20 protein-coding genes and 3 tRNA genes are annotated in these 20,485 nt (G+C 38.6%); 5 read left to right on the plus strand and 18 right to left on the minus strand.

Going from position 1 to position 20,485, the window contains the following annotated elements; translation table 11 throughout:
• Nucleotides 1-61: 61 nt before the first annotated feature.
• Together ACK2M2_RS01715 and ACK2M2_RS01720 are read right to left on the minus strand one after the other, a co-directional pair.
• Nucleotides 62-706: an HAD-IB family hydrolase gene (locus tag ACK2M2_RS01715; protein WP_409511917.1), complete on the minus strand. Its 645-nt coding sequence runs from the start codon at nt 704-706 to the stop codon at nt 62-64.
• On the minus strand, nt 679-1,881 hold the full coding sequence (locus ACK2M2_RS01720) for a DUF1615 family protein (protein WP_419345925.1): 1,203 nt from the start codon (nt 1,879-1,881) through the stop codon (nt 679-681). Before ACK2M2_RS01720 ends, ACK2M2_RS01715 begins: the two co-directional genes overlap by 28 nt.
• A gap of 83 nt (nt 1,882-1,964) precedes the next feature.
• On the opposite strand from ACK2M2_RS01720, the gene dusB reads away from it, so the two are divergent.
• Entirely contained in the window at nt 1,965-2,990 is a 1,026-nt protein-coding gene (dusB, locus tag ACK2M2_RS01725; protein ID WP_409511919.1) for a tRNA dihydrouridine synthase DusB, read from the plus strand.
• A gap of 79 nt (nt 2,991-3,069) precedes the next feature.
• Nucleotides 3,070-3,597 (plus strand): DinB family protein, encoded by a 528-nt coding sequence (locus ACK2M2_RS01730; RefSeq protein ID WP_419345926.1) that lies wholly within the window; start codon nt 3,070-3,072, stop codon nt 3,595-3,597.
• Between the two features lie 16 nt (nt 3,598-3,613).
• On the opposite strand, the gene ACK2M2_RS01735 is transcribed toward ACK2M2_RS01730, so the two are convergent.
• The 7 genes from ACK2M2_RS01735 to ACK2M2_RS01765 form a co-directional block, all read right to left on the minus strand.
• Nucleotides 3,614-4,657 carry an NAD(P)H-dependent flavin oxidoreductase gene (locus ACK2M2_RS01735; protein ID WP_419345927.1) on the minus strand — a complete coding sequence of 348 codons (1,044 nt, stop codon included), beginning with the start codon at nt 4,655-4,657 and terminating at the stop codon, nt 3,614-3,616.
• Nucleotides 4,658-4,837: 180 nt separating this feature from the next.
• Nucleotides 4,838-5,539 (minus strand): VIT1/CCC1 transporter family protein, encoded by a 702-nt coding sequence (locus tag ACK2M2_RS01740; RefSeq protein ID WP_419345928.1) that lies wholly within the window; start codon nt 5,537-5,539, stop codon nt 4,838-4,840.
• Between the two features lie 76 nt (nt 5,540-5,615).
• The gene (locus ACK2M2_RS01745) at nt 5,616-6,245 is read right to left on the minus strand and encodes a DUF2238 domain-containing protein (protein ID WP_419345929.1); all 630 of its coding nucleotides are present in this window, start codon (nt 6,243-6,245) and stop codon (nt 5,616-5,618) included.
• Between the two features lie 98 nt (nt 6,246-6,343).
• Nucleotides 6,344-7,732 (minus strand): adenylosuccinate lyase, encoded by a 1,389-nt coding sequence (gene purB / locus ACK2M2_RS01750; RefSeq protein ID WP_419345930.1) that lies wholly within the window; start codon nt 7,730-7,732, stop codon nt 6,344-6,346.
• 57 nt (nt 7,733-7,789) lie between these two features.
• Nucleotides 7,790-8,521 (minus strand): high frequency lysogenization protein HflD, encoded by a 732-nt coding sequence (gene hflD / locus ACK2M2_RS01755; protein WP_409511925.1) that lies wholly within the window; start codon nt 8,519-8,521, stop codon nt 7,790-7,792.
• Nucleotides 8,522-8,554: 33 nt separating this feature from the next.
• Nucleotides 8,555-9,691 carry a tRNA 2-thiouridine(34) synthase MnmA gene (mnmA, locus tag ACK2M2_RS01760; RefSeq protein ID WP_419345931.1) on the minus strand — a complete coding sequence of 379 codons (1,137 nt, stop codon included), beginning with the start codon at nt 9,689-9,691 and terminating at the stop codon, nt 8,555-8,557.
• Nucleotides 9,692-9,695: 4 nt separating this feature from the next.
• The gene (locus ACK2M2_RS01765) at nt 9,696-10,181 is read right to left on the minus strand and encodes an NUDIX hydrolase (RefSeq protein WP_409511927.1); all 486 of its coding nucleotides are present in this window, start codon (nt 10,179-10,181) and stop codon (nt 9,696-9,698) included.
• 202 nt (nt 10,182-10,383) lie between these two features.
• Here ACK2M2_RS01765 and ACK2M2_RS01770 point away from each other — a divergent pair, with 202 nt between their 5' ends.
• Nucleotides 10,384-10,602 carry a hypothetical protein gene (locus tag ACK2M2_RS01770; RefSeq protein WP_409511928.1) on the plus strand — a complete coding sequence of 73 codons (219 nt, stop codon included), beginning with the start codon at nt 10,384-10,386 and terminating at the stop codon, nt 10,600-10,602.
• Nucleotides 10,603-10,614: 12 nt separating this feature from the next.
• Here ACK2M2_RS01770 and ACK2M2_RS01775 read toward each other — a convergent pair whose 3' ends face one another.
• The 6 genes from ACK2M2_RS01775 to ACK2M2_RS01800 all read right to left on the minus strand — a co-directional run bounded on the left by ACK2M2_RS01775 (nt 10,615) and on the right by ACK2M2_RS01800 (nt 13,585).
• The gene (locus ACK2M2_RS01775) at nt 10,615-11,061 is read right to left on the minus strand and encodes a DUF2726 domain-containing protein (RefSeq protein ID WP_409511929.1); all 447 of its coding nucleotides are present in this window, start codon (nt 11,059-11,061) and stop codon (nt 10,615-10,617) included.
• A gap of 60 nt (nt 11,062-11,121) precedes the next feature.
• Nucleotides 11,122-11,197, minus strand: a tRNA-Asn gene (locus tag ACK2M2_RS01780).
• A 267-nt stretch (nt 11,198-11,464) separates the two neighbouring features.
• A tRNA-Asn gene (locus ACK2M2_RS01785) sits at nt 11,465-11,540 on the minus strand.
• Nucleotides 11,541-11,545: 5 nt separating this feature from the next.
• Nucleotides 11,546-11,621, minus strand: a tRNA-Asn gene (locus ACK2M2_RS01790).
• A 412-nt stretch (nt 11,622-12,033) separates the two neighbouring features.
• Entirely contained in the window at nt 12,034-12,660 is a 627-nt protein-coding gene (locus tag ACK2M2_RS01795) for a superoxide dismutase (RefSeq protein WP_409511930.1), read from the minus strand.
• Between the two features lie 166 nt (nt 12,661-12,826).
• Entirely contained in the window at nt 12,827-13,585 is a 759-nt protein-coding gene (locus ACK2M2_RS01800) for a Nif3-like dinuclear metal center hexameric protein (protein ID WP_409511931.1), read from the minus strand.
• Nucleotides 13,586-13,756: 171 nt separating this feature from the next.
• Between ACK2M2_RS01800 and ACK2M2_RS01805 the strand changes: the two genes are divergently transcribed.
• A complete protein-coding gene (locus ACK2M2_RS01805; protein ID WP_419345932.1) occupies nt 13,757-14,932 on the plus strand; it encodes a S1C family serine protease in 1,176 nt (391 codons plus the stop codon).
• Nucleotides 14,933-15,110: 178 nt separating this feature from the next.
• Nucleotides 15,111-15,878 (plus strand): class II aldolase/adducin family protein, encoded by a 768-nt coding sequence (locus ACK2M2_RS01810; protein ID WP_419345933.1) that lies wholly within the window; start codon nt 15,111-15,113, stop codon nt 15,876-15,878.
• A gap of 69 nt (nt 15,879-15,947) precedes the next feature.
• Here ACK2M2_RS01810 and ACK2M2_RS01815 read toward each other — a convergent pair whose 3' ends face one another.
• From ACK2M2_RS01815 to ACK2M2_RS01825, 3 genes are all read right to left on the minus strand, one after another.
• Nucleotides 15,948-16,946: a Tim44 domain-containing protein gene (locus ACK2M2_RS01815; RefSeq protein WP_419345934.1), complete on the minus strand. Its 999-nt coding sequence runs from the start codon at nt 16,944-16,946 to the stop codon at nt 15,948-15,950.
• 294 nt (nt 16,947-17,240) lie between these two features.
• On the minus strand, nt 17,241-18,626 hold the full coding sequence (radA, locus tag ACK2M2_RS01820) for a DNA repair protein RadA (RefSeq protein WP_419345935.1): 1,386 nt from the start codon (nt 18,624-18,626) through the stop codon (nt 17,241-17,243).
• A gap of 177 nt (nt 18,627-18,803) precedes the next feature.
• Entirely contained in the window at nt 18,804-20,159 is a 1,356-nt protein-coding gene (locus ACK2M2_RS01825) for an alanine/glycine:cation symporter family protein (protein WP_409511936.1), read from the minus strand.
• Nucleotides 20,160-20,485: the final 326 nt, after the last annotated feature.

The following is a 20,485-nucleotide window of genomic DNA, read 5'->3' on the forward strand; positions in this document are numbered from 1 at the left end:
TCGCTTTGGTGGGGTTTTTTATACTATATATTTTTAAAAATATAGACATAAATAAATATTGTTAGTTAAATTCTTCCTTCGCTATTTGGGGTAAAACTCGATCTTCTCCGACCATATATTTGAAATCGGCAAGGCTAAGCATATCTAAATCTTCTTCACTATTACCATAGGCATAAATTTTTTGATATTGATCAAGATTATATCGTTCTAAAATGCGTATTTTTTTTTGTTCGCAACTGCAATCGGGTGTGGAATAGTCACCTGAATATTTCCCATTAATGATTTTAGTACCTGTGCAAATCAAATTTATATTTAAAAGATGACAAATAATTTCTAAATAAATATCAATAGAGGCGGAAACGAGAACAACATCATCCCCTTGTTCTTGGTGATCTAATAATTGTTGATAGATTTTGACATCTAATTGTCCCATCAACTGATGTGCATATTCCTCAGCAATATCTTGTATTTCAGAAGCTTTAGCATCTTTAAACATGGCATTAAAAAGTTTTATGCGCATTGAGTTGGCAGGATAAATATTTAAATAATACGCTTGAATCCAAGGTAGTATTTTAAGACCTTGCTTCACAATATGTCTTTTAGATAAAGCATAGAAAATGAATCCTGTGAAACTGTCTTTTTTACACAGGGTTCCATCAAAATCAAATAATGCGAGATTTATATTCTTTTTGCCCGTTGCATGCATGTGTCATATCGTCCATTGACCCGGCTTGCATACCAATTGGTATTGTAGTCACGGCTCAGTTTAGGGCCTGAAATAACGACTTCAGGCATAATGGCATAAATAGGATCTTTTTGAGTTTTTTCAGTATAAATTTTAGAAACAGCAGCATAAGTCTGTGTTTTTTCAAAGCCTTTTTCTTTCTCTTTTTCTAAATCATTACGTAACTGACGTGGCGTAATTAAAACATTATTTTGTACAAATAGATTGAGCAGGGCTTTTTCAGTGGTTGTTGTTGCGGCGCGTGGATTGCCATTTTTATCATAGGACAGCAAATCACCATCAAGATCTAAATCGATACCGGATGATTTTTCTATCATTTTTTGAAATGCTGCATTGCGACTTGAATACATACCTGAGTTATAGTCTGCAAAACGATAAATTGGTTTGTCATAATTTGCAGGATACATCATTAAACGATGAATCCCGTAGTATAAACCGCCGTATTGAGTATATAAATCATCACGCAATTCATTGATATTCATACTGCTACGCTTATTATCTTTGGCGTAGTTGATATGGACTTGCATTGAACCCAGAGTCGTAATTGGATTTAATTTTTCGGCAAAATCCTGCCCAACCAATTTGGCAGCACCTGTTAATGCACTTACGTGATAATGCTTTGACATATAAGCAAAAATTTCTCGATATAATACATCGAGCTCTTTTTCATTTTTGACTTTGCTCATTTGCTTTAAATAATTATTTTCAGGTGATGGTTGATTTTTTAAGACATCCTGAAAATAGCCTGCCAATGGTGCACCAATGGTCGTACCTAATTTATCTTCAAATTTTTCTTGTAAACGACTACTGACTTCTTTAACCGCTTTTGCACCTAGACCGGGAACATTAGGATTGGCAATAAAGTTCGACTCTTGATCGACGACAGCAATAATTGAACAGATATTCTCTTTGTTGCGTGGAATTTTTAACTCTTCAGTAATTGCGTAAATATCTTTTGCCCAAGACGAGCGATCATTAACCCGAGAGGGAATGAGTTTTCTGATTTGATCACTTTCTAGTTTTGGCTCGTCATCATTAGACCACCATGAACCATTACCACAGCCAGCAATGCTGATTGTCAGTGCAAGCAAAGCACTGCTACGAACGAATAAATTACGATGTACAGATTTTTTCATAATGATGAAAACGCATCCAGAAAAGGGTGAGTCAGAAACAAGGTTGCAGTATACTATGATCGTCAAAAAATGTATGAATATATATGTATATCGGTCCGTATCAACTGTCAAATAATTTAATCGTTGCTCCGATGGCGGGTGTGACAGATCGCCCTTTTAGAACACTTTGTAAGTACTTTGGTGCAGGGCATGCGGTCAGTGAAATGATGACATCAGATCAAACTTTACGAATGAGTAAAAAAAGTTTGTATCGTGCAAATTTTGATGGCGAACTTGCGCCTATTTCTGCACAGATTGCAGGTTCTGAGCCTCAAGAATTAGCTGAAGCAGCACGTTATCAAGTGGCGAATGGCGCACAAATTGTCGATATTAATATGGGTTGTCCTGCTAAAAAAGTCTGTAGCAAGCTTGCAGGTTCGGCATTACTCAAAGATGAAGATTTGGTTGCGCGTATTTTAGATACAGTTGTTGCAGCGGTTGATGTCCCTGTAACCTTAAAGACACGTTTGGGTTATTTGAATGGTAATGAAAATATCATGCGCGTTGCAAAACGTGCTGAAGAAGCAGGCATTGCAGCACTTGCTTTGCATGGTCGTACACGTGAAGATATGTATTTAAATACAGCACGTTATAGCTTGATTAAAGACGTTAAAAGCATGCTATCGATTCCCGTCATCGCCAATGGTGATATTGATAGCCCTGAAAAAGCCAAGTATGTATTGGATTATACCGGTGCGGATGCAGTCATGATTGGACGTGCTGCGCAAGGTCGTCCGTGGATTTTTCGTGAAATTGCCCATTATTTACAAACAGGTGAGCATTTAGCAACGCCTGAAATTCAAGAAGTCAAAGATGTACTTTTAGGGCATTTATCTGAGCTATATCAGTTTTATGGTGAATATTCAGGTTGCCGTATTGCACGTAAACATATTGCTTGGTACACCAAAGGCTTACGTTCGAGTAATGAATTTCGTCAAAGTATGTATAAGGTTGAAAATACTGCTGATCAGGCTAAAGTGGTTGAAGCGTATTTCAATCATTTACTTTCGGAAGGAAACATTATGAGCGATGTTCAAGTTGAGCAAGTGAATTTACTCGATACTAAATAAGTTGAAATATAGAGAAATTAAAGTTGCCTTTGTCGTATGGTTGAATCAGTTTAGTGTGAGAATTTGTTAGGGAAAATAGATGGATTTAGACAGTTTATTGCTCATGGCGCAATACAATATTTGGGCAACTCAGCGGCTATGTCAAAATTTAGAAAGTGTATCTGATGATGATTTTTATAAAGATGTAGGGCTTCATTTTAAGAGTATATTTGGAACTTTGAATCACTTATTACTCGGTGAACATTATTTATGGTATTCGCGATTTGCACAGGGAATATCACCAAGCTTAAAACTCAATAATATTATTGAAGCAGACCGAAATAAGAGTTTAGAGCAATTACGATTAAAGTCTTATCAGTGGCTTCCCTTTATTGAAACACTCGATCATGAACGTTTACACGGAAATTTAAGCTATACCCGAGTAAATGGTGAACAGTTAACGTTACCATTTATGCCAACTTTATTGCATGTTTTCAATCATGGTACGCATCATCGTGGACAGGTTACAGCTGCTATGACAGCAATGGGTTATGAATGTCCAGAATTGGATTTGGTTTATATGCTTGTAGAACAAGAGAGTGCCAAAGCCAATTCTAATCAGGCATAACTACATCAAATATGCTTTATATTTGATTCATTTCTAAAATCAATTGATTAATTAAATCTCTTGCTTCAAGTTCACGAATTTGAGCGACATTACTACCTGCCCAAAAAGCGCCATAACCAACATCGCCATTTTTTATAGCCAAAGCATTCAACTGTTTAGCAAGATCATAAGCATAAGGATAAGGTGCAGTTTTAGGACGTTCAGGTAAATCAATTTCCATTTGCCAATGGTTGATAATGCCGCGTGCAGGACGACCTGAAATACTTGCAGTCACTTGAGTAATCGGTTGATTCAGTAAGGCTTGACGATAAGTAGAGTTGGCACTTGAAGTTTTACATTGGACGAATGCTGTCCCAAGTTGCACAGCACTTGCACCCAAGTTCAGCATGTATTTGATTTGTTGTCCATTCATAATACCACCCGCTGCAACTACGGGCAGAGTGCAATTTTGAGTGATCAATCGAACTAAATCTGCAGTTGTAATCGCTGCATCAAAAGTAGGATTGAAAATACCACGATGTCCTCCTGCTTCAATACCTTGAGCAATAATGATATCGATGCCTGCCTTTTCAATGGCACGAGCCTCAGCAAGATTGGTTGCAGATACTAAAGTTAATATACCTGCTTCTTTGAGTTTGGTAATTTGATGTGGATGTGGAATGCCAAAATGAAAACTCACAGCTTTGGGTTTGGTTTCTAAAACTAAATTGAGAAAGTCATCATTATCTTTAAAACTTGGATAAATACATTTTAATTCCGTCGGTGCAGGGCTATTGTATTTTTCAAATACAGGACGAATGTAATCAATCCAAAGTTGCTGTGATTCAGCACTAGATTCAACAGATTCATGGCAGAAAAAATTAACTTGAAAGGGATGGTCGGTTAGGACTTGCGTGTCTAAAATTTGTTTACGTGCAGATTCAACAAAATTTGCGCCTAAGCCGAGTGAACCAAGTCCCCCTTGATTGGATACTTCGGCGGCTAACTCCGGAGTTGAAACGCCTGCCATTGGTGCGAGTAAAATCGGGTGTTTAATGCCGAGTTGTTGGGCGAAAGACATGCGCTTGCTCCTGTTATTGATCGGATTACTTTGCCCAAGCCTTTAGTAATATGCAAATTATGTTGGTTATTTATTTAAAAAATGTATTTTAAATATACCTTATCGGTGAGCTTATATTGTTTGCCTCAAATAATCAGAAAGTGCTGGGCTTTACTGTCTTTATTTAAAAGGCGTAGTGTATTAAAGCGGTGTAACTTGGAACAACGATCCAATCCAACTTGAAAAAGCCATGGCTAAAATACCCCACATCGTGACACGTAAACTGCCTTTCCATAACGATGTTCCTGCATAATAACTCGATAATGCACCAAGTAAGGCAAGAGAAATCACACCAACAATGATTACTGATGATTCAATATATTGCTCAGGCGTAAATAAAATGGATAATGTTGGAAATAATGCACCCATTGAAAACGATAGGGCAGAATACAGTGCCGCTTGAATTGGTTTTGCAGATGTGGCATCAACAATACCAATTTCATCTCGAGCATGGGCTGCAAGTGCATCTTTAGCCGTCAATTGAACTGCGACTTCATGTGCTAATTCAGGTGAGAGTCCGCGATGAATATAAATTTGTGTCAGTTCTTTAAGTTCTAAATGCGGATTGCGATCTAACTCTTGAGCTTCAAATTTTAAATCGGCTTCCTCAATGTCAGCTTGTGATTTGACAGAAATATACTCACCCGCAGCCATAGAGGTTGCACCTGAAATTAAGCCTGCAATACAGGTAATTAGCAATGTGTGTGTAGATGCACCACTGGCAGCCATTCCCATAACAAGGCTTGTTACCGAAATAATGCCATCATTTGCCCCTAAGACTGAGGCACGTAACCATCCTGTACGATGGATAAAATGTTGCTCAGGATGTTGTGAATATGACATTGTAAATGATTCTCAATATTATTTTAGTGGGTGCAATGTTAATGTAATTGCGTTACGTTGTCATGCTTGGTATGGATCACTTTTTACTTAAAAATAGTCCCGCAAATATGGCACCAATCGTTGCAAGGAACATATCTTTGTGTGCATCCCAAATATCACCTTGTTGGCCATTGTAGTTTTCGGCTTCTTCGGGAGATAAGCCAATAGCAATCCACCATTCAATCCATTCATATAATAAACTGCTTGCCATGACAAATTGAATCACCAGAATAAACCATATTTTGGGACTTAGACTGGGTAACCAAACTTGAAATAGTCGATAAAAAAATGGATATAATAATAGACCATAAAAAAAATGTACTAAACGATCGAACATATTACGATCCCAACCCATGGCGTTGTTCAGGTCAAAATGTAGATATTGAATCATCCAATCATTATAGGGGACATAAGAATAGAGATAATGTGCCGCTAAAACATGCACAAGTAAAAAGCATATATAAAGGAGGAATGTAGAGAAACTCAGTCCAATTTTCTTTTGACAGAGAATCAGTACAATCAACATGAAAGCCGTACCGACTTGATGCAATAGATAAGATGAAAATTCTAATGGATGGATGCTGGCAAGTATGATTGCAATAAAAAGTATAGTTAAAGTGAACCAGTGTTTTTGAGTGAAGCTGTGATAGATTGTTGTATGGAGCATGTTATTGTTTTCTTACGTTTAGTCCATGCTAGTTTAAACAGAATAGAATAAAAAACGAAGCCGAAGCTTCGTTTTTTAAGAATGATGTTTGTAAGTTTTTAGATTTTTGAAATTAAATCTTTAACTTGTTTTGCTTGCTCAGCGGCATTACCTGTATAAGTTGCAGGTGTCATTTCGGCTAAACGTGCACGGTCTGCTACTGGTACAGCTTCAAGTTCGTTACCATTGACAAAATCAACCATCATGTCACGCGTCATTGCTTGACCACGAGTCAACGCCTTTAATTTTTCGTATGGTTTTTCAACATTGTAACGACGCATAACGGTTTGAATTGGTTCAGCCAATACTTCTTGTGCATTGTCTAAATCTTCATTAATGCGTGTTGCATTGAGCTCAAGTTTACCAATCCCTTTTAAGCATGCTTCAAAAGCGATTAAGCTTTGTGCTAAACCAACACCCATGTTACGAAGAACAGTTGAGTCAGTCAGATCACGCTGCCAGCGAGAAATTGGCAATTTTTCGCCAAGATGAGCAAGGACAGCATTGGCAAGACCTAAGTTTCCTTCAGAGTTTTCAAAGTCAATCGGGTTTACTTTGTGTGGCATCGTTGAAGAGCCTACTTCGCCATCTTTCAAACGTTGTTTGAAGAAACCTAGAGAGATATAACCCCAAACATCACGGTTAAAATCGATTAAGATTGTATTGAAACGGCGTAATGCATCGAACATTTCAGCGATGTAATCGTGTGGTTCAATTTGTGTGGTGTACGGGTTGAAATCTAAACCTAAAGATTCAACAAAAGCTTGCGAATGTGCAGGCCAGTTAATTTCAGGGTAAGCAGAGTAGTGAGCGTTATAGTTACCTACAGCACCATTAATTTTACCTAACAATTCAACTTGTTTGAATTGTTTGATTTGACGTGCAAGGCGGTAAGCCACGTTCGCCATTTCTTTACCCAAAGTTGTTGGGCTTGCAGTTTGACCATGTGTACGTGACAACATAGGTTGTTCTGCATGTGTTTCAGCAAGAGTTGCAATCGCATCAACGATTTGTTGCATAGATTCAACAAGGACTTCACGACCGCTTTTGAGCATTAATGCATGAGACAAATTGTTGATATCTTCAGATGTACACGCAAAGTGAATGAATTCACCTGCATTTTTAAGCTCATCAATGTGTGCAATTTTTGCTTTCAGGAAATATTCAACCGCTTTTACATCGTGGTTCGTTGTACGTTCAATGTCTTTAATGCGATTGGCATCGGCTTCGGAGAAATCAGTCAAAATCGCATCTAAAGCTGTATTGGTTACAGTAGAAAATGGTGGAACTTCAGTGATTTCAGGACGATTTGCAAGCGCTTGCAACCAACGTACTTCAACGGTCACACGAGCATGGATTAAGCCAAACTCAGAGAGGAAAGGACGAAGAGCATCACATTTGCTAGCGTAGCGTCCATCTAATGGAGAAAGTGCGGTTAAAGCGTTCATAACGATTCCTTAAAGGCTGGAATTAAACGTAAAACAAAAAAGCGTGTTACACATCAGTTAAACCACCTGATACTGTAAACGAGCGAGATCCTGAATATCTTGAAGTAACTTACGTTTACTGAAAATCATATTCCACGAACTACCACCGAGCTGTCGCCACAAGTGCGCCATCTGTAAGCCTGTAAAGAGCGAAGCACGAATACGGTTGGTATGGGATGAATCTTTAAATGCCTCAGCATTGCCGCGAACCATAATGCGAGGATTAATTTGTCCTGCTGTTTCTACATAGGTTTGCGCTAAGTTGGCAATAATACTGGGGTGCATATAATTATTGTCGAAAAAAGACAGTTGTCGCAGTATTTTTTGCTGAGACTGCTCAATAATTTCGACATATTTAGGGTTGCTATAGACCTTCTTTTCCAATGCCAAAAGCGACATGGCATAGGACATGGGTAGTTTTGCAGCGGATAGTTTAGGCAATTTTGATTTTGGTGAGGTATTGAACGGCTGACTAATACTACTTTCTAATGTTTTTAGACCAAGTGAGATATCGGCCAATTGGGTAAAAAAATTGAGTGTTTGGCATGATGCAGTTTTACTTGAACGAATATTAAGGCTAGCTTTTATCAATTGTTCAAAATAAAAGTTGCTACTGTCCCCCACGTTTTGGCGACCAGATAGGGCTGTCATATGCGTTAACTGTGTTGCCTGAAAAACGGCAGCCAACGCCAAAGCTCTATTTTGACGTTGGTTGAGTGTTTGAGGCTGTTGAAAGGGCAACTCAACCATGCCTAATTCCTTTACACATTAATGATCATGATGTTAGTCAATAAAATCAGGTTTTGGTGCATTGGTATGATGAATAACACCACCACCTAAACACACTTCATCTGTATAGAATACAACGCTTTGACCTGGAGTAACAGCACGTTGCGGTTCATCAAACTCAACACGTACTCCATTGGATGTATTGCTATCTTTAAACAATGTACAGGTTTGATCGGCTTGGCGATAACGAGTTTTTGCAGTACAGCGGAAACCTGTTTCAGGAATTGCTTGTTCACCTGCAACCCAGTCAATCGTTTCCGACCACAGCATAGTGCTTTGCATGAGCGGATGTTCGTGGCCTTGACCAATCACGAGGCGATTATTTTCAATATCTTTATGTAGAACAAACCAAGCACCTTCTTCAGTACCTTTTAGTCCACCAATACCAATGCCGCCACGCTGACCGAGCGTATAGTACATTAAGCCGTGATGATCACCAACCACTTTCCCATCATCAAGTACGATTTTACCTGGTTGTGCCGGAAGGTATTGTTTTAAAAAGTCATTAAAACGGCGTTCACCAATAAAACAAATACCTGTAGAGTCTTTTTTCTTTGCAGTTGCTAGACCTAGTTCTTCTGCAATTTTGCGTACTTGAGGCTTTTCAATTTCACCAACAGGGAATAATGTCTTATTAATTTCACGGCCATGTACAGCATGTAAAAAGTAAGTTTGGTCTTTGTTATTATCTACACCACGTAGTAAAGGTGCATATTGATCGCCTTTAGAATTGGTTTTTGTTGCGCTACGACGACAGTAATGACCTGTAGCAATAAAGTCTGCACCTAAGTTTACGGCGTGATCTAAAAAGGCACGAAATTTAATTTCTTTATTACATAAAATGTCAGGATTTGGCGTGCGACCTGCAGCATATTCTGCTAGAAAATGCTCAAACACACGATCCCAATATTCCATTGCAAAGTTTGCTGTATGTAGTTTGATGCCAATTTTATCGCAGACGGCTTGCGCATCGGCAAGGTCATCCATAGCGGTGCAATATTCCGTACCATCATCTTCTTCCCAGTTTTTCATGAAAAGCCCTTCAACTTGATATCCTTGTTGAAGTAAAAGTGCAGCAGAAACAGATGAATCTACACCACCCGACATACCGACGATGACACGTTGTTGCATAGGATTAGGCATCCAAATTTGAAATGAAAGGAGAGTTTTGGTGCTCATAGATGAGCGAAAGTGGGTATTTTTGCCCAGAAAGCGCATCTTGTACAGCTTTAATCACTAAGGGGCTACGTGCGCGAGCGGTTTCGAGTAATTCATCGAGTGTCATCCACTTTGGGCCGACAATGCCTGTATCAAGTTCAGCTTCAGGGAAATATTCAAGTACATGCGCTAAAAAGCAAAATCTATAATAAGTACGGTCAGGAAACATAGGGGGTGTATAAGTATAAATGCCAAGTAAGGCATCGACATCGACCGCATGACCTGTTTCTTCCATGGTTTCACGAATTGCCGCTTGAATAATAGATTCACCTGCTTCGACATGACCTGCAGGTTGATTGAACACAGTATGCGTTACACCTTCGCCATGTTCTTCTACAAACAGGAATTTTCCGTCTTTTTCGACAACGGTTGCAACAGTAACGTGAGCAGTCCAAGCGGTCATGATCAGCACCATAGGAAAGAGAGGGCTTATTCTACAAAATTTAGAGCGTGGTGGCTATGTCGATTTACGATTTCTATGTTTAGATGACTTTAAATTGTAAGAGATGATCATACATAGTCTTACTAGGAAAATCCTTGCCAAGGATTGTGTCATTACAATAAATCGAGTAGTTTGTTGTGCATGAAATTGTAGGACTGTAATGATGCAAAATGATTCCCAAAAAAAATCCCGTATTATTCTGTTTGGAACCTTAGCAGTCATGATTCCGATCGTAATTTTGGCGATTGTTTTTTTTGCGGCAAAAAATGATGCAGAAAATAAACGTGAATATGATCAAATTCGATTGGAACAAGCTCAGAGAATTGCAGAGCGTGAAGCTCAAGAAACGGCTGAACATGTTTCAACTGTAGTGGCACATTAAGTGCTTTTATTTTTAGTGAATAATATCTTTTTTTAATGTTCGAATACTTGGGATTTCGGTATAACGAGAAACCTTGTAACCTGCCTGAGTTAACATCTTATCTCGACTTGCATCTTCCTTCTCCTTGCCAATGTGGGAAGGATCATCAAGTTCAATAATTGCGATCACCTGCATTTGCATATCTAAAATCACAAAATCAGTCACTTTACGATTGAATTTCGCTCGTAGTTTATATTGTTGGCTGGTGATCAGTGCGCTAAAGGCGACTTGTGCAAGAATGTGGTGTTGTGGAAAAGCTTCATTTAAACGGAGAAACATTTTTTGTTCAAATGGAGTAATCACTCTGCGAGCATAATAATCTTGAGAATGAAAAAAACGCTGTCCAAAAAGAATAAACAAGAGTGCCAAAGTTGCACAGCAACCAATGAAAAAAAAGACTAACTGTGATGTGTCAGGCATGAGAATGAAAAAATCAGTTGAATAAGAAAAACCCACTCAATTGAGTGGGTTTTTAGAATTTGGCTCTCCAACCTGGGCTCGAACCAGGGACCTGCGGATTAACAGTCCGTCGCTCTACCGACTGAGCTATTGGAGAATCTGATGCGCATTCTATGTGGCAAATGCGAATCGGTCAAGGAAGAAAGTCATAAAAAGCTATATTTTTTATTTAAATGTTTTAAAAATAAGCATTATTAAGTTTGATTGAACATTATGCTTGTATGATTAAAGGTAAATGGATTGCCTTTTATTTTAAGAGGAGGCTACAGTATTATCTTTATGTGATTTGGAATTATTGAAGAGCTATTTTAGAAAATATATGCATAAAAAAGCCCACTTCATAATGAGTGGGCTTTTTAGAATCTGGCTCTTCCACCTGGGTTCGAACCAGGGACCTGCGGATTAACAGTCCGTCGCTCTACCGACTGAGCTATGGAAGAATAGATGGCTCTCCAACCTGGGCTCGAACCAGGGACCTGCGGATTAACAGTCCGTCGCTCTACCGACTGAGCTATTGGAGAATCTGATGCGCATTCTATGGATGAAATGGAAAGTGGTCAAGCAAAATGACAAGAAAAAAAGGTTAAGTGTTTTTTTATTGTTCAGATTCGAAGTTTTTGCTTATATATTGATTATTTTTGAAGTTTTTAAACTCATTTGGGTGAATGATTTGATTATATTTCAACATTTTGCATTGTCAGTGCTTAAGTTTTTTCAACAATTTTTATATTTTGATCTTATATTGCAGTCATAAAGAAGTATGGATTGTAAAAATTATAAATTTTTACATAGGTGTTTTTCACGGAATAGGAAAAACAACTCTATTGTTTAATCCATTTTAAACAGGGTTTTATTTATTGAGTACAGATGCATCATTCAATATAAAAAAATCGCCCAAAAGGACGATTTTTTAAAGAATTAAAATTTTAATTCTTATTTTTCAACACCAGCAGCAAGACCTGCATATTTAGCGTTTGCATAATCCCAGTTTACAAGGCTTTCAAGGAAAGTTTTGATGTAAACAGGACGTGCATTACGGAAATCGATGTAATAAGCATGTTCCCAAACGTCAATTGTTAATACTGCAACTTTGCCATGAGCAAGTGGAGTATCTGCATTTGCAGTTTTAAGAATAGAAAGGTCACCATTTGCTTTATCAGCAACTAACCAAGCCCAACCTGAACCGAATTGAGTTGTTGCAGCGGCAGCAAATTCTTCAGCAAATTTTTCATAAGAACCGAAAGCTTCATCAATTTTAGTCGCTAAAGCACCAGTCGCTGCGCCGCCACCATTTTTAGCCATACAGTTCCAATAGAACGTGTGGTTCCATACTTGAGCAGCATTGTTGAACACACCTGCTTTAGAAGCATCGCCTGCAACAGCAACGATGATTTCTTCTAAAGTTTTACCTTCAAGGTCAGTGCCTTTGATCAGGTTGTTTAGGTTTACAACATAAGTGTTGTGGTGTTTGTCATGGTGAAATTCTAAAGTTTCTTTGCTGATGTGCGGTGCAAGATCTTCGTAACCATATGGAAGTGCTGGTAAAGTAATCGTTGTCATGTTTTCAATTCCTTGCTTTTTGCTGGGTTTTGACATTAAGTGGCTTTATTGTAATAGATTCTAAGAATAAATGTGCATTGCGACAAATAACAATACACAATAATGTCTGAATTTATACGAATAAAGAAAAATGCCAAAATCAGATCGATGAAAATAACCCAAAATATTAAATCGGATTGTTCAATTCGAAATAACTATACTCAATATTAAACTGTTCTGAAATAGCTTTGGCGAGTCGTTGCACACCATAGCGTTCAGTTGCATGGTGCCCACAGGCATAATAATGCACATTTAATTCTTTGGCTTCATAGAAAGTGCGCTCTGAAACTTCACCTGAAATATAGGCGTCACAGTTCATTTTTGCTGCTTGAGCAATAAAATCTTGTGCACCACCTGTACAGAAACCAACTTTTTGAATGAGTGATTTTTCTGCAGGTAAGTGAATCGCATTAAAACCTAATTTTTCAGTGACTAAGTTTTTGAAGCCTTCAGGTGAGATGGCATTTTTTAAATAGCCAATATTGCCAATAGGATGACGCTCACTAGGATCTAAAGGTCCAATATTGTCTAACTCTAAAATATCTGCAATGGCAGCATTATTTCCTAAAGTTGGGTGACTATCTAAAGGAAGATGGTAGCCGACCAAAGAAATATCATTTTGAATGAGTGATTTAATCCGTTTACCACGCATGCCTGTAATAGGGTAGGCTTCACCTTTCCAAAAAAAGCCATGATGTACAAGTAACAGGTCAGCATTTTGGGCAATTGCTGCATCAATCGCATCTTGGGATGCAGTCACCGCGCATAAAATTTTACGTACTTCGGTCTTACCTTCAATTTGTAAGCCGTTTGGTGCGTAATCTTTGAATTCTGCTGCTTTGAGGGTGTGATCACACCACTGAATAATGTCCTGAAGTGTTGTCATATCAAACCTAAAATAGAACAAAAAAATATACAGACATCAAAGCATATTTTGAATTGTAACTAAAGCTGAACAAATCTTTAAAATGAAATTTAGGTATTGGACTAAAATTTGATTACAATAATGAAAATGTTAGATTCATCAATATATTAAAAAAAATTCGAGGATAATACAGTGCGCCGTTCATTTACTTGGTTACCTTGGGTATTACTTGTGATTGTGATTGCTAGCTTTATCGGTTGGCAGAAGTTCCATCAGCCAAAAGCACCCATTTCAGCTGATGGTGTAAAAATGCCTGCGGAAAAAGTTGAACCGTTGGTCGATACGACCCGTACAGGTGGGGTGGTTTCATATAATGCTGCGGTAAAAGTAGCAGCACCTGCTGTGGTCAATATTTTTACGACACAAAAAGTAAAACAAAAACATCCTTTACTTAATGATCCTGCATTCCGTGAATTTTTTGGTAATCAAATACCTGAAGAAAATCAGGGTGATAGTGAGAATAGTTTGGGTTCAGGCGTGATTGTGCGCCCAGATGGTTATATTTTGACAAATAATCATGTGATTGCGCAGGCTGATCAAATTGTTGTTGCATTACAAGATGGTCGCCGTGCAGTTGCGAAAGTGATTGGTACAGATCCCGATACCGATATTGCTGTAATTAAAATTGAGCTTGATAAATTACCCGTTTTACCTTTTAAACTCAGTGGTAATGAAGTCGGTGATGTTGTTTTAGCGATTGGTAACCCATTTGGTGTAGGGCAAACGGTGACACAAGGGATTATTTCTGCGACAGGTCGTTCAGATTTAGGAATTAATACTTACGAAGATTTTATTCAAACGGATGCTGCGATTAATCCTGGTAACTCAGGTGGCGCGCTGATTGATGTTGCAGGAAATTTAATTGGTGTCAATACGGCTATTTTTTCTCAATCCGGTGGTTCATTGGGCATTGGTTTCGCGATTCCTGCAAAAATTTGTCAACAAGTGATGAATTCGATTTTGAAAGATGGTCGAGTCGTTCGTGGATGGTTAGGCATTAGTCTGATGGCACCGCAACAAGATGATGTGTTGAAACCGCGTCAAGCAGGTGTAGTCGTTGCAGATGTGTTGAAGACAGGGCCAGCAGCAATGGCAGGGTTGAAAGTGGGTGATAATATAATTAAAGTAAATGATGAAGTCATTACATCAACTTCACATTTAATTAATTATGTTGCGCTTCAAGCACCAAATTCTGAGATTAAAATTGTGGTCATTCGTGATGGTAAACAACTTGATCTAACCGTGAAAGTGGGTGAGCGTAAGGTTCAGCCAACTAACTCTCAGTTCATTCCGTTACCGCAACGTTAATTTTGAGTTATGTTTAAATAAAAAGCTCTGACAATTCAGGGCTTTTTTTTATGATTAAAAAAATGATATTTTCATGAGCATCACAAGTGATATAAAAAAAGCATGCTATAAGTGATAAGACGTATTGTTGTAATACGAAAATAAGCATTAAAGCAATGATTCAAAAAGGATTTTAAAAATGGATAGACTTGAACAGACTAGACCAAGTCATATTAAGGAGGCTGAGTGGAATGCACGTTGTGAATTGGCAGCCCTGTATCGACTGATTGCCTATTATATAATGACCGATTTAATTGATACCCATATCAGTTTACGTGTACCTAATGAACCAGAACATTTTTTAATAAATTGTTATGGTGTGACTTTTGACCGTATGAAAGCATCTGATTTGGTTAAAATTGATCATGAAGGAAGAATTGTTGAAGAATATGATCAAGGTAAAATGGTAAATGTTGCTGGTTTTGTTATTCATTCAGCTTTACATCATGCACGCGAGAATATCCACTGTGTCATTCATACCCATACTGCTGATGGAATTGCGGTTTCAGCACAGGAGCAGGGTTTATTGCCACTATCACAACATGCACTCAAATTTTATAACAATATTGCCTATCATGAGTACGAAGGTATTGCATTTTCAACGGCTGAGCGTGAGCGTTTAGTTACAGATATGGGGCAGTATAGATGCATGATTTTGCGTAATCATGGATTATTATCCACAGGAGATAGTGTGGCTCGGGCATTCCATGAAATCTACTTTTTAGAGCGAGCTTGTCAGGTGCAAATTAAAGCCATGAGTAGTTCTACATTACACTATCCTAGTGCGGAAGTTTGTGCATATACAGTGAAGCAGTTTGAGAGTGATGCTGCCGAACCGATTATCCAAATTGCATGGAAAGCGGCATTGTCTTTAATAGAAAATCAACAAATAGATTATTGTTCTTAATCTTTATTCAAAACAAAAAAATCAGTGTCGAAGCACTGGTTTTTTTGTTTGTTCACTTTCAATAAGAAATTAACTTTCTTGTTGAATGCCTGCAACTAACCAATCTTGTGTCGAACCCGTAGGTTTCACAAAATGCCAAATTTCAGAGAATGGGACAGGTGCACTGTTTAAGTCTTCACTGACTGTACCAGTAAAACGTACGCTGACAATGAATTGACCATTGTCAGTTGCACTGTCTGCAACCATTGCATTTAAGTTTGAAAATTCAGCAACATCTTGATCTTGGTTCGTCATAATGTCGTTATACATCGACTGGTAAAGATCAGGTGTTAAATAACGCTGAATTTCAGTGATATTGCTTGCCGTATTCATTGACTGAATATGATTGAAACGCTGACGAGCAATACGTAAGAATGCAGCAGGTTCAGTACCGTCGGGTAACTGGTTTCCACTTTGAGTAGATGCAGAACCAAAAGGTGCTTGAACAGGCGCACCGCCACCGACTGCTTGACCAAAAATATTGGTGTTCGTGCCTGAAGCAGTACGTTGTGTTGCATTATTCTGACCAAACGGTGCAGATGTAGGACCTGCATTGTTTGGTGCATAAGGGTTATTGGTTGCTAATTTTTTTTTTGCGCCGAATTTACGGAACAAGAAGAATGCAGCACCACCAATCACAAGAAGCCAAATCCAACTAGGGATTCCACCTTTCTCTTCTTCCTGTTGAGCTGCTTGTGCTTGCTGTTGTGCAGTCGCATCAGTTTTTGCAGGATTAGCATTGTCATCCGCCATTGCATTGGCAGCAACCGCACCAATTGCAGCACCAGCAACACCAGCTGCAACCATACCACCGACACCTGGACCAGATTTCTGTGGTGCTGTAGCAGGAGCCATCGGTTGTTGAGCAGGGGTTGCTTGGCGGGTTTGCTGAGATGACTGACTTGGAGCAGCAGAACGGCTCATACCATGACTTTTACCGCCACCAGCACGTTTCGCTTCAGCTAAAGGAGCAACCACTAAAGTTGCCATTAATAGACCTGCCATCAAGCCACGCTGTCGAACTTCCATTGAGAATTCCTATTTTTAATAAATCAAAAAGTATCAATGTTCTTTATGCAGTCTTTTGCTATGAATTTCAATGGATGTGTTAGATTTTTGGACTAAAATTCACACAAATATAACGAATATTTTTAAAGAGGAATAATGAGGTTGTCAGATATAAATTTAAAAAATAGCTATGAAGTTGAATGCGTTTATCATATGAGATGAATTGATCTTTAAAAAGAGAATTCAGCGGATATTCTTAACGCTGAATTCTCAAAAAGTACTTTTAAAATTATTTTTTATAACTGGTGGTCAAAATTATGATTCATCACTGAGTTGCATTGCTTCTGTCAAAGCTTCGTGTAAACGAGCTACTGCAATAATTTGTACACCGGGAATGTTTTTTTGTGGTGCATTACCACGTGGGACAATAATGTATTTGAAACCATGTTTAATGGCTTCTTTTAAGCGTTCTTGACCGTTAGGTACGGGACGAATTTCACCTGATAATCCGACTTCACCAAATACCGCTAAATGTTGAGGAAGCGCTTTGGAGCGTAAACTTGAAGCGCAAGCCAGTAGTACCGCAAGATCTGAACCTGTTTCAGTGATTTTTAAGCCACCCACGACATTGACATATACGTCTTGTCCTGATGTTTGAACACCGCCATGGCGATGCATGACGGCAAGAAGCATATTTAAGCGGTTTTGCTCTAAGCCAAGTGCAACACGACGAGGCTGTCCATGAGCATCATCAACTAATGCCTGTACCTCAACTAAAAGTGGGCGTGTGCCTTCTCGGCTAATCATTACAATTGAACCGGGAATGGCTTCATCATAGCGACTAAGGAAAATTGCAGATGGATTGGCAACTTCTTTTAGACCTTTATCGGTCATGCCAAAAACACCGAGTTCATTGACTGCACCAAAACGATTTTTGACTGCACGAATCATACGGTAGCGCGAATCAGACTGTCCTTCAAAATATAAAACGCAATCGACCATATGTTCTAGTACACGAGGACCTGCAAGAGAACCTTCTTTGGTTACATGACCGACAATAAATAGTGCAGTGCCACTATTTTTCGCAAAACGTGTGAGTAGCGCGGCAGATTCACGAATTTGTGAAACTCCACCTGGCGCAGATTGTAAGGTTTCGGTATAAAGCGTTTGAATTGAATCAAGGATGGCAACAGCAGGCCGTATTTGAGCTAAAGTTTCACAAATACGTTCTACGCAGGTTTCTGCCATGACTTGTAGTCGATCTGTCGGTAAATCAAGTCGATTGGCGCGTAAAGCCACTTGAGAAAGAGACTCTTCACCTGTTACATAGAGTGCTGAACTATTTGCGGCTGCCATATAAGTGGCAGTTTGTAACAAAATGGTCGATTTACCAATACCGGGATCACCACCAATCAGTACGACAGAACCTGTGACCAGACCACCACCCAATACACGGTCAAATTCACTTATCCCCGTGCCTAGACGTGTTTCATTGGATACGGTAATTTGATTGAGCAAGGTAACATTGGCAGCTTGTCCTGTATAACCGCCACCCATAGGTTTAGCACGATGTGTGACCGTTGGCTCAATACGAACTTCGGTTAAAGAATTCCATTCACCACACTCTGAACATTGACCTGCCCATTTAGAATGGTCAGCACCACATTGTTCGCAACGGTAAACAGATTTAACTTTAGCCATAATTGAGATCATCCATAAAAAGCTCAATCACTATACATGATTTTACTAGTGATTTTAGAAGATGATTTTAATGAGAAAATGAGACTATAAAAAGTGGATTAAAGAAAAGAGCGACTATTTTTGTCGCCCTGATGCGATGCTATTTTTGTTTAATAATTAAAATCAAGAAAATTATACTTAGTACAATTCGCCTGATTTGCGTTTATCCAAAAAGTCTTTGGTTTCTTTCACAATAACGGTTGACAGAAGTAAGAGTGCAATTAAGTTTGGAATTGCCATCAGACCATTAAATGTATCTGCGAAGAGCCATACTAAATCTAGTGTTGCGACTGTGCCGATAAACACTGTAGCGATATAAATCAGGCGATAAATGAGAACAAATTTTTCACCTAATAAATAAGTTGCGCATTTTTCCCCATAATAGCACCAACCTAAAATTGTAGAATAGGCAAAGAAGATAATACCAAAAGTGACAACCCAACCACCGACACCAGGAAGTAATCGATCAAAAATATGGGTGGTCAATACTGCACCTGTTTCCGTACCAAATGTATTACCTGCAACAATATATCCCATAACAAGAACAATGCCTGTAATACTACAAACAATAATCGTGTCAATAAATGTCCCTGTCATAGAGACTAGACCTTGACGAACAGGGTGATCGGTTTTAGCTGCTGCAGCAGCAATGGGCGCAGAACCCATGCCAGCTTCATTTGAAAAGACACCTCGTGCTACACCATAGCGAATCACTGCCCCAATCGCACCTCCAGCAACAGCCTGACCTGTAAAAGCATCGACAAAAATGAGTTTGAGTGCGGGAATTACCAAATTTAAATTTGTTAAAATAATGGCTAAACCACCTAATACATAGCCAATTGCCATAATAGGAACGATGAATGTTGCAGCTTTTGCAATGGATTTAATACCACCTAAAATGACCAATGCAGAAAATACCGTAATGACAACACCTGTAATCCACGTTTCAATGCCCATACTGTTTTGTACAGCGAGTGCGACAGTGTTGGATTGGACTGAGCTACCAATTCCAAAAGAAGCAATGGTTCCAAATAGGGCAAATAAAACAGCAAGCCATTTCCACTTGAGACCATGCTCAATATAGTACATAGGCCCGCCTGATTTTTGCCCATTTTCATTTGTGGTTCTATACTTTACTGCAAGCACAGCTTCACCGTATTTGGTTGCCATACCTACAAGTGCGGTCATCCACATCCAGAAAACTGCCCCAGGACCACCGAGTACGCATGCAGTGGCGACCCCAGCAATATTGCCTGTCCCAATGGTCGCTGACAGTGCAGTCATAAGTGCACCAAAATGGGAAATATCACCCTCATGATCTTTAGATTTTTCATGACGACCAAAGACTTGCTTAAAGGCAAAAGGAAGTAAGCGGAATTGTAAAAACATCAGTCGAAAGGTGAGAAATACACCTGTTCCAACCAGTAAAATCAGCATATAAGGTCCCCAGACCCAAGCGCTGAGTGTTTCCATAATCGATTGAATATTTTGCATAGTACCTTCTTTTTATCTGTCCATTTTTATACATAACAGCCTGATTAAGCGAGCAATTGTTATGCCATCCTTGTTATTTTGATGATGCACTATTCTATTTTTCGTGGTATTGATTACTCCTTAATTAATTTTTATGACTGATCTATATTGTTTTTTTCAATCTTTTTCTTTTTTGACATAGATTTAATTGAGATACAAGTCCGAATATTTTTCTATAATGCTAAAATCATAATAAATTTTAATATATGATTTTTATTATTTTATTTTAATATTTCTTAAATGTTGTAGTGGTCGTAGTTTGGTGTATTTGACCGTTGTTTAAAAAC

The organism is Acinetobacter sp. TY1, from assembly GCF_048551395.1.
Classification (GTDB): Bacteria; Pseudomonadota; Gammaproteobacteria; order Pseudomonadales; family Moraxellaceae; genus Acinetobacter.

What these genes read in the sequence shown, in the direction of transcription:
- ACK2M2_RS01720 (WP_419345925.1), bottom strand. Translation starts at nt 1,881, where the DNA reads ATGAAAAAATCTGTACATCGTAATTTATTCGTTCGTAGCAGTGCTTTG.
- purB (WP_419345930.1), bottom strand. Translation starts at nt 7,732, where the DNA reads ATGAACGCTTTAACCGCACTTTCTCCATTAGATGGACGCTACGCTAGC.
- ACK2M2_RS01765 (WP_409511927.1), bottom strand. Translation starts at nt 10,181, where the DNA reads ATGACCGCTTGGACTGCTCACGTTACTGTTGCAACCGTTGTCGAAAAA.
- ACK2M2_RS01800 (WP_409511931.1), bottom strand. Translation starts at nt 13,585, where the DNA reads ATGACAACACTTCAGGACATTATTCAGTGGTGTGATCACACCCTCAAA.
- ACK2M2_RS01810 (WP_419345933.1), top strand. Translation starts at nt 15,111, where the DNA reads ATGGATAGACTTGAACAGACTAGACCAAGTCATATTAAGGAGGCTGAG.
- ACK2M2_RS01735 (WP_419345927.1), bottom strand. Translation starts at nt 4,657, where the DNA reads ATGTCTTTCGCCCAACAACTCGGCATTAAACACCCGATTTTACTCGCA.
- ACK2M2_RS01795 (WP_409511930.1), bottom strand. Translation starts at nt 12,660, where the DNA reads ATGACAACGATTACTTTACCAGCACTTCCATATGGTTACGAAGATCTT.
- ACK2M2_RS01815 (WP_419345934.1), bottom strand. Translation starts at nt 16,946, where the DNA reads ATGGAAGTTCGACAGCGTGGCTTGATGGCAGGTCTATTAATGGCAACT.
- dusB (WP_409511919.1), top strand. Translation starts at nt 1,965, where the DNA reads ATGTATATCGGTCCGTATCAACTGTCAAATAATTTAATCGTTGCTCCG.
- ACK2M2_RS01775 (WP_409511929.1), bottom strand. Translation starts at nt 11,061, where the DNA reads ATGCCTGACACATCACAGTTAGTCTTTTTTTTCATTGGTTGCTGTGCA.
- ACK2M2_RS01745 (WP_419345929.1), bottom strand. Translation starts at nt 6,245, where the DNA reads ATGCTCCATACAACAATCTATCACAGCTTCACTCAAAAACACTGGTTC.
- radA (WP_419345935.1), bottom strand. Translation starts at nt 18,626, where the DNA reads ATGGCTAAAGTTAAATCTGTTTACCGTTGCGAACAATGTGGTGCTGAC.
- ACK2M2_RS01730 (WP_419345926.1), top strand. Translation starts at nt 3,070, where the DNA reads ATGGATTTAGACAGTTTATTGCTCATGGCGCAATACAATATTTGGGCA.
- mnmA (WP_419345931.1), bottom strand. Translation starts at nt 9,691, where the DNA reads ATGCAACAACGTGTCATCGTCGGTATGTCGGGTGGTGTAGATTCATCT.
- ACK2M2_RS01770 (WP_409511928.1), top strand. Translation starts at nt 10,384, where the DNA reads ATGCAAAATGATTCCCAAAAAAAATCCCGTATTATTCTGTTTGGAACC.
- ACK2M2_RS01740 (WP_419345928.1), bottom strand. Translation starts at nt 5,539, where the DNA reads ATGTCATATTCACAACATCCTGAGCAACATTTTATCCATCGTACAGGA.
- hflD (WP_409511925.1), bottom strand. Translation starts at nt 8,521, where the DNA reads ATGGTTGAGTTGCCCTTTCAACAGCCTCAAACACTCAACCAACGTCAA.
- ACK2M2_RS01825 (WP_409511936.1), bottom strand. Translation starts at nt 20,159, where the DNA reads ATGCAAAATATTCAATCGATTATGGAAACACTCAGCGCTTGGGTCTGG.
- ACK2M2_RS01715 (WP_409511917.1), bottom strand. Translation starts at nt 706, where the DNA reads ATGCATGCAACGGGCAAAAAGAATATAAATCTCGCATTATTTGATTTT.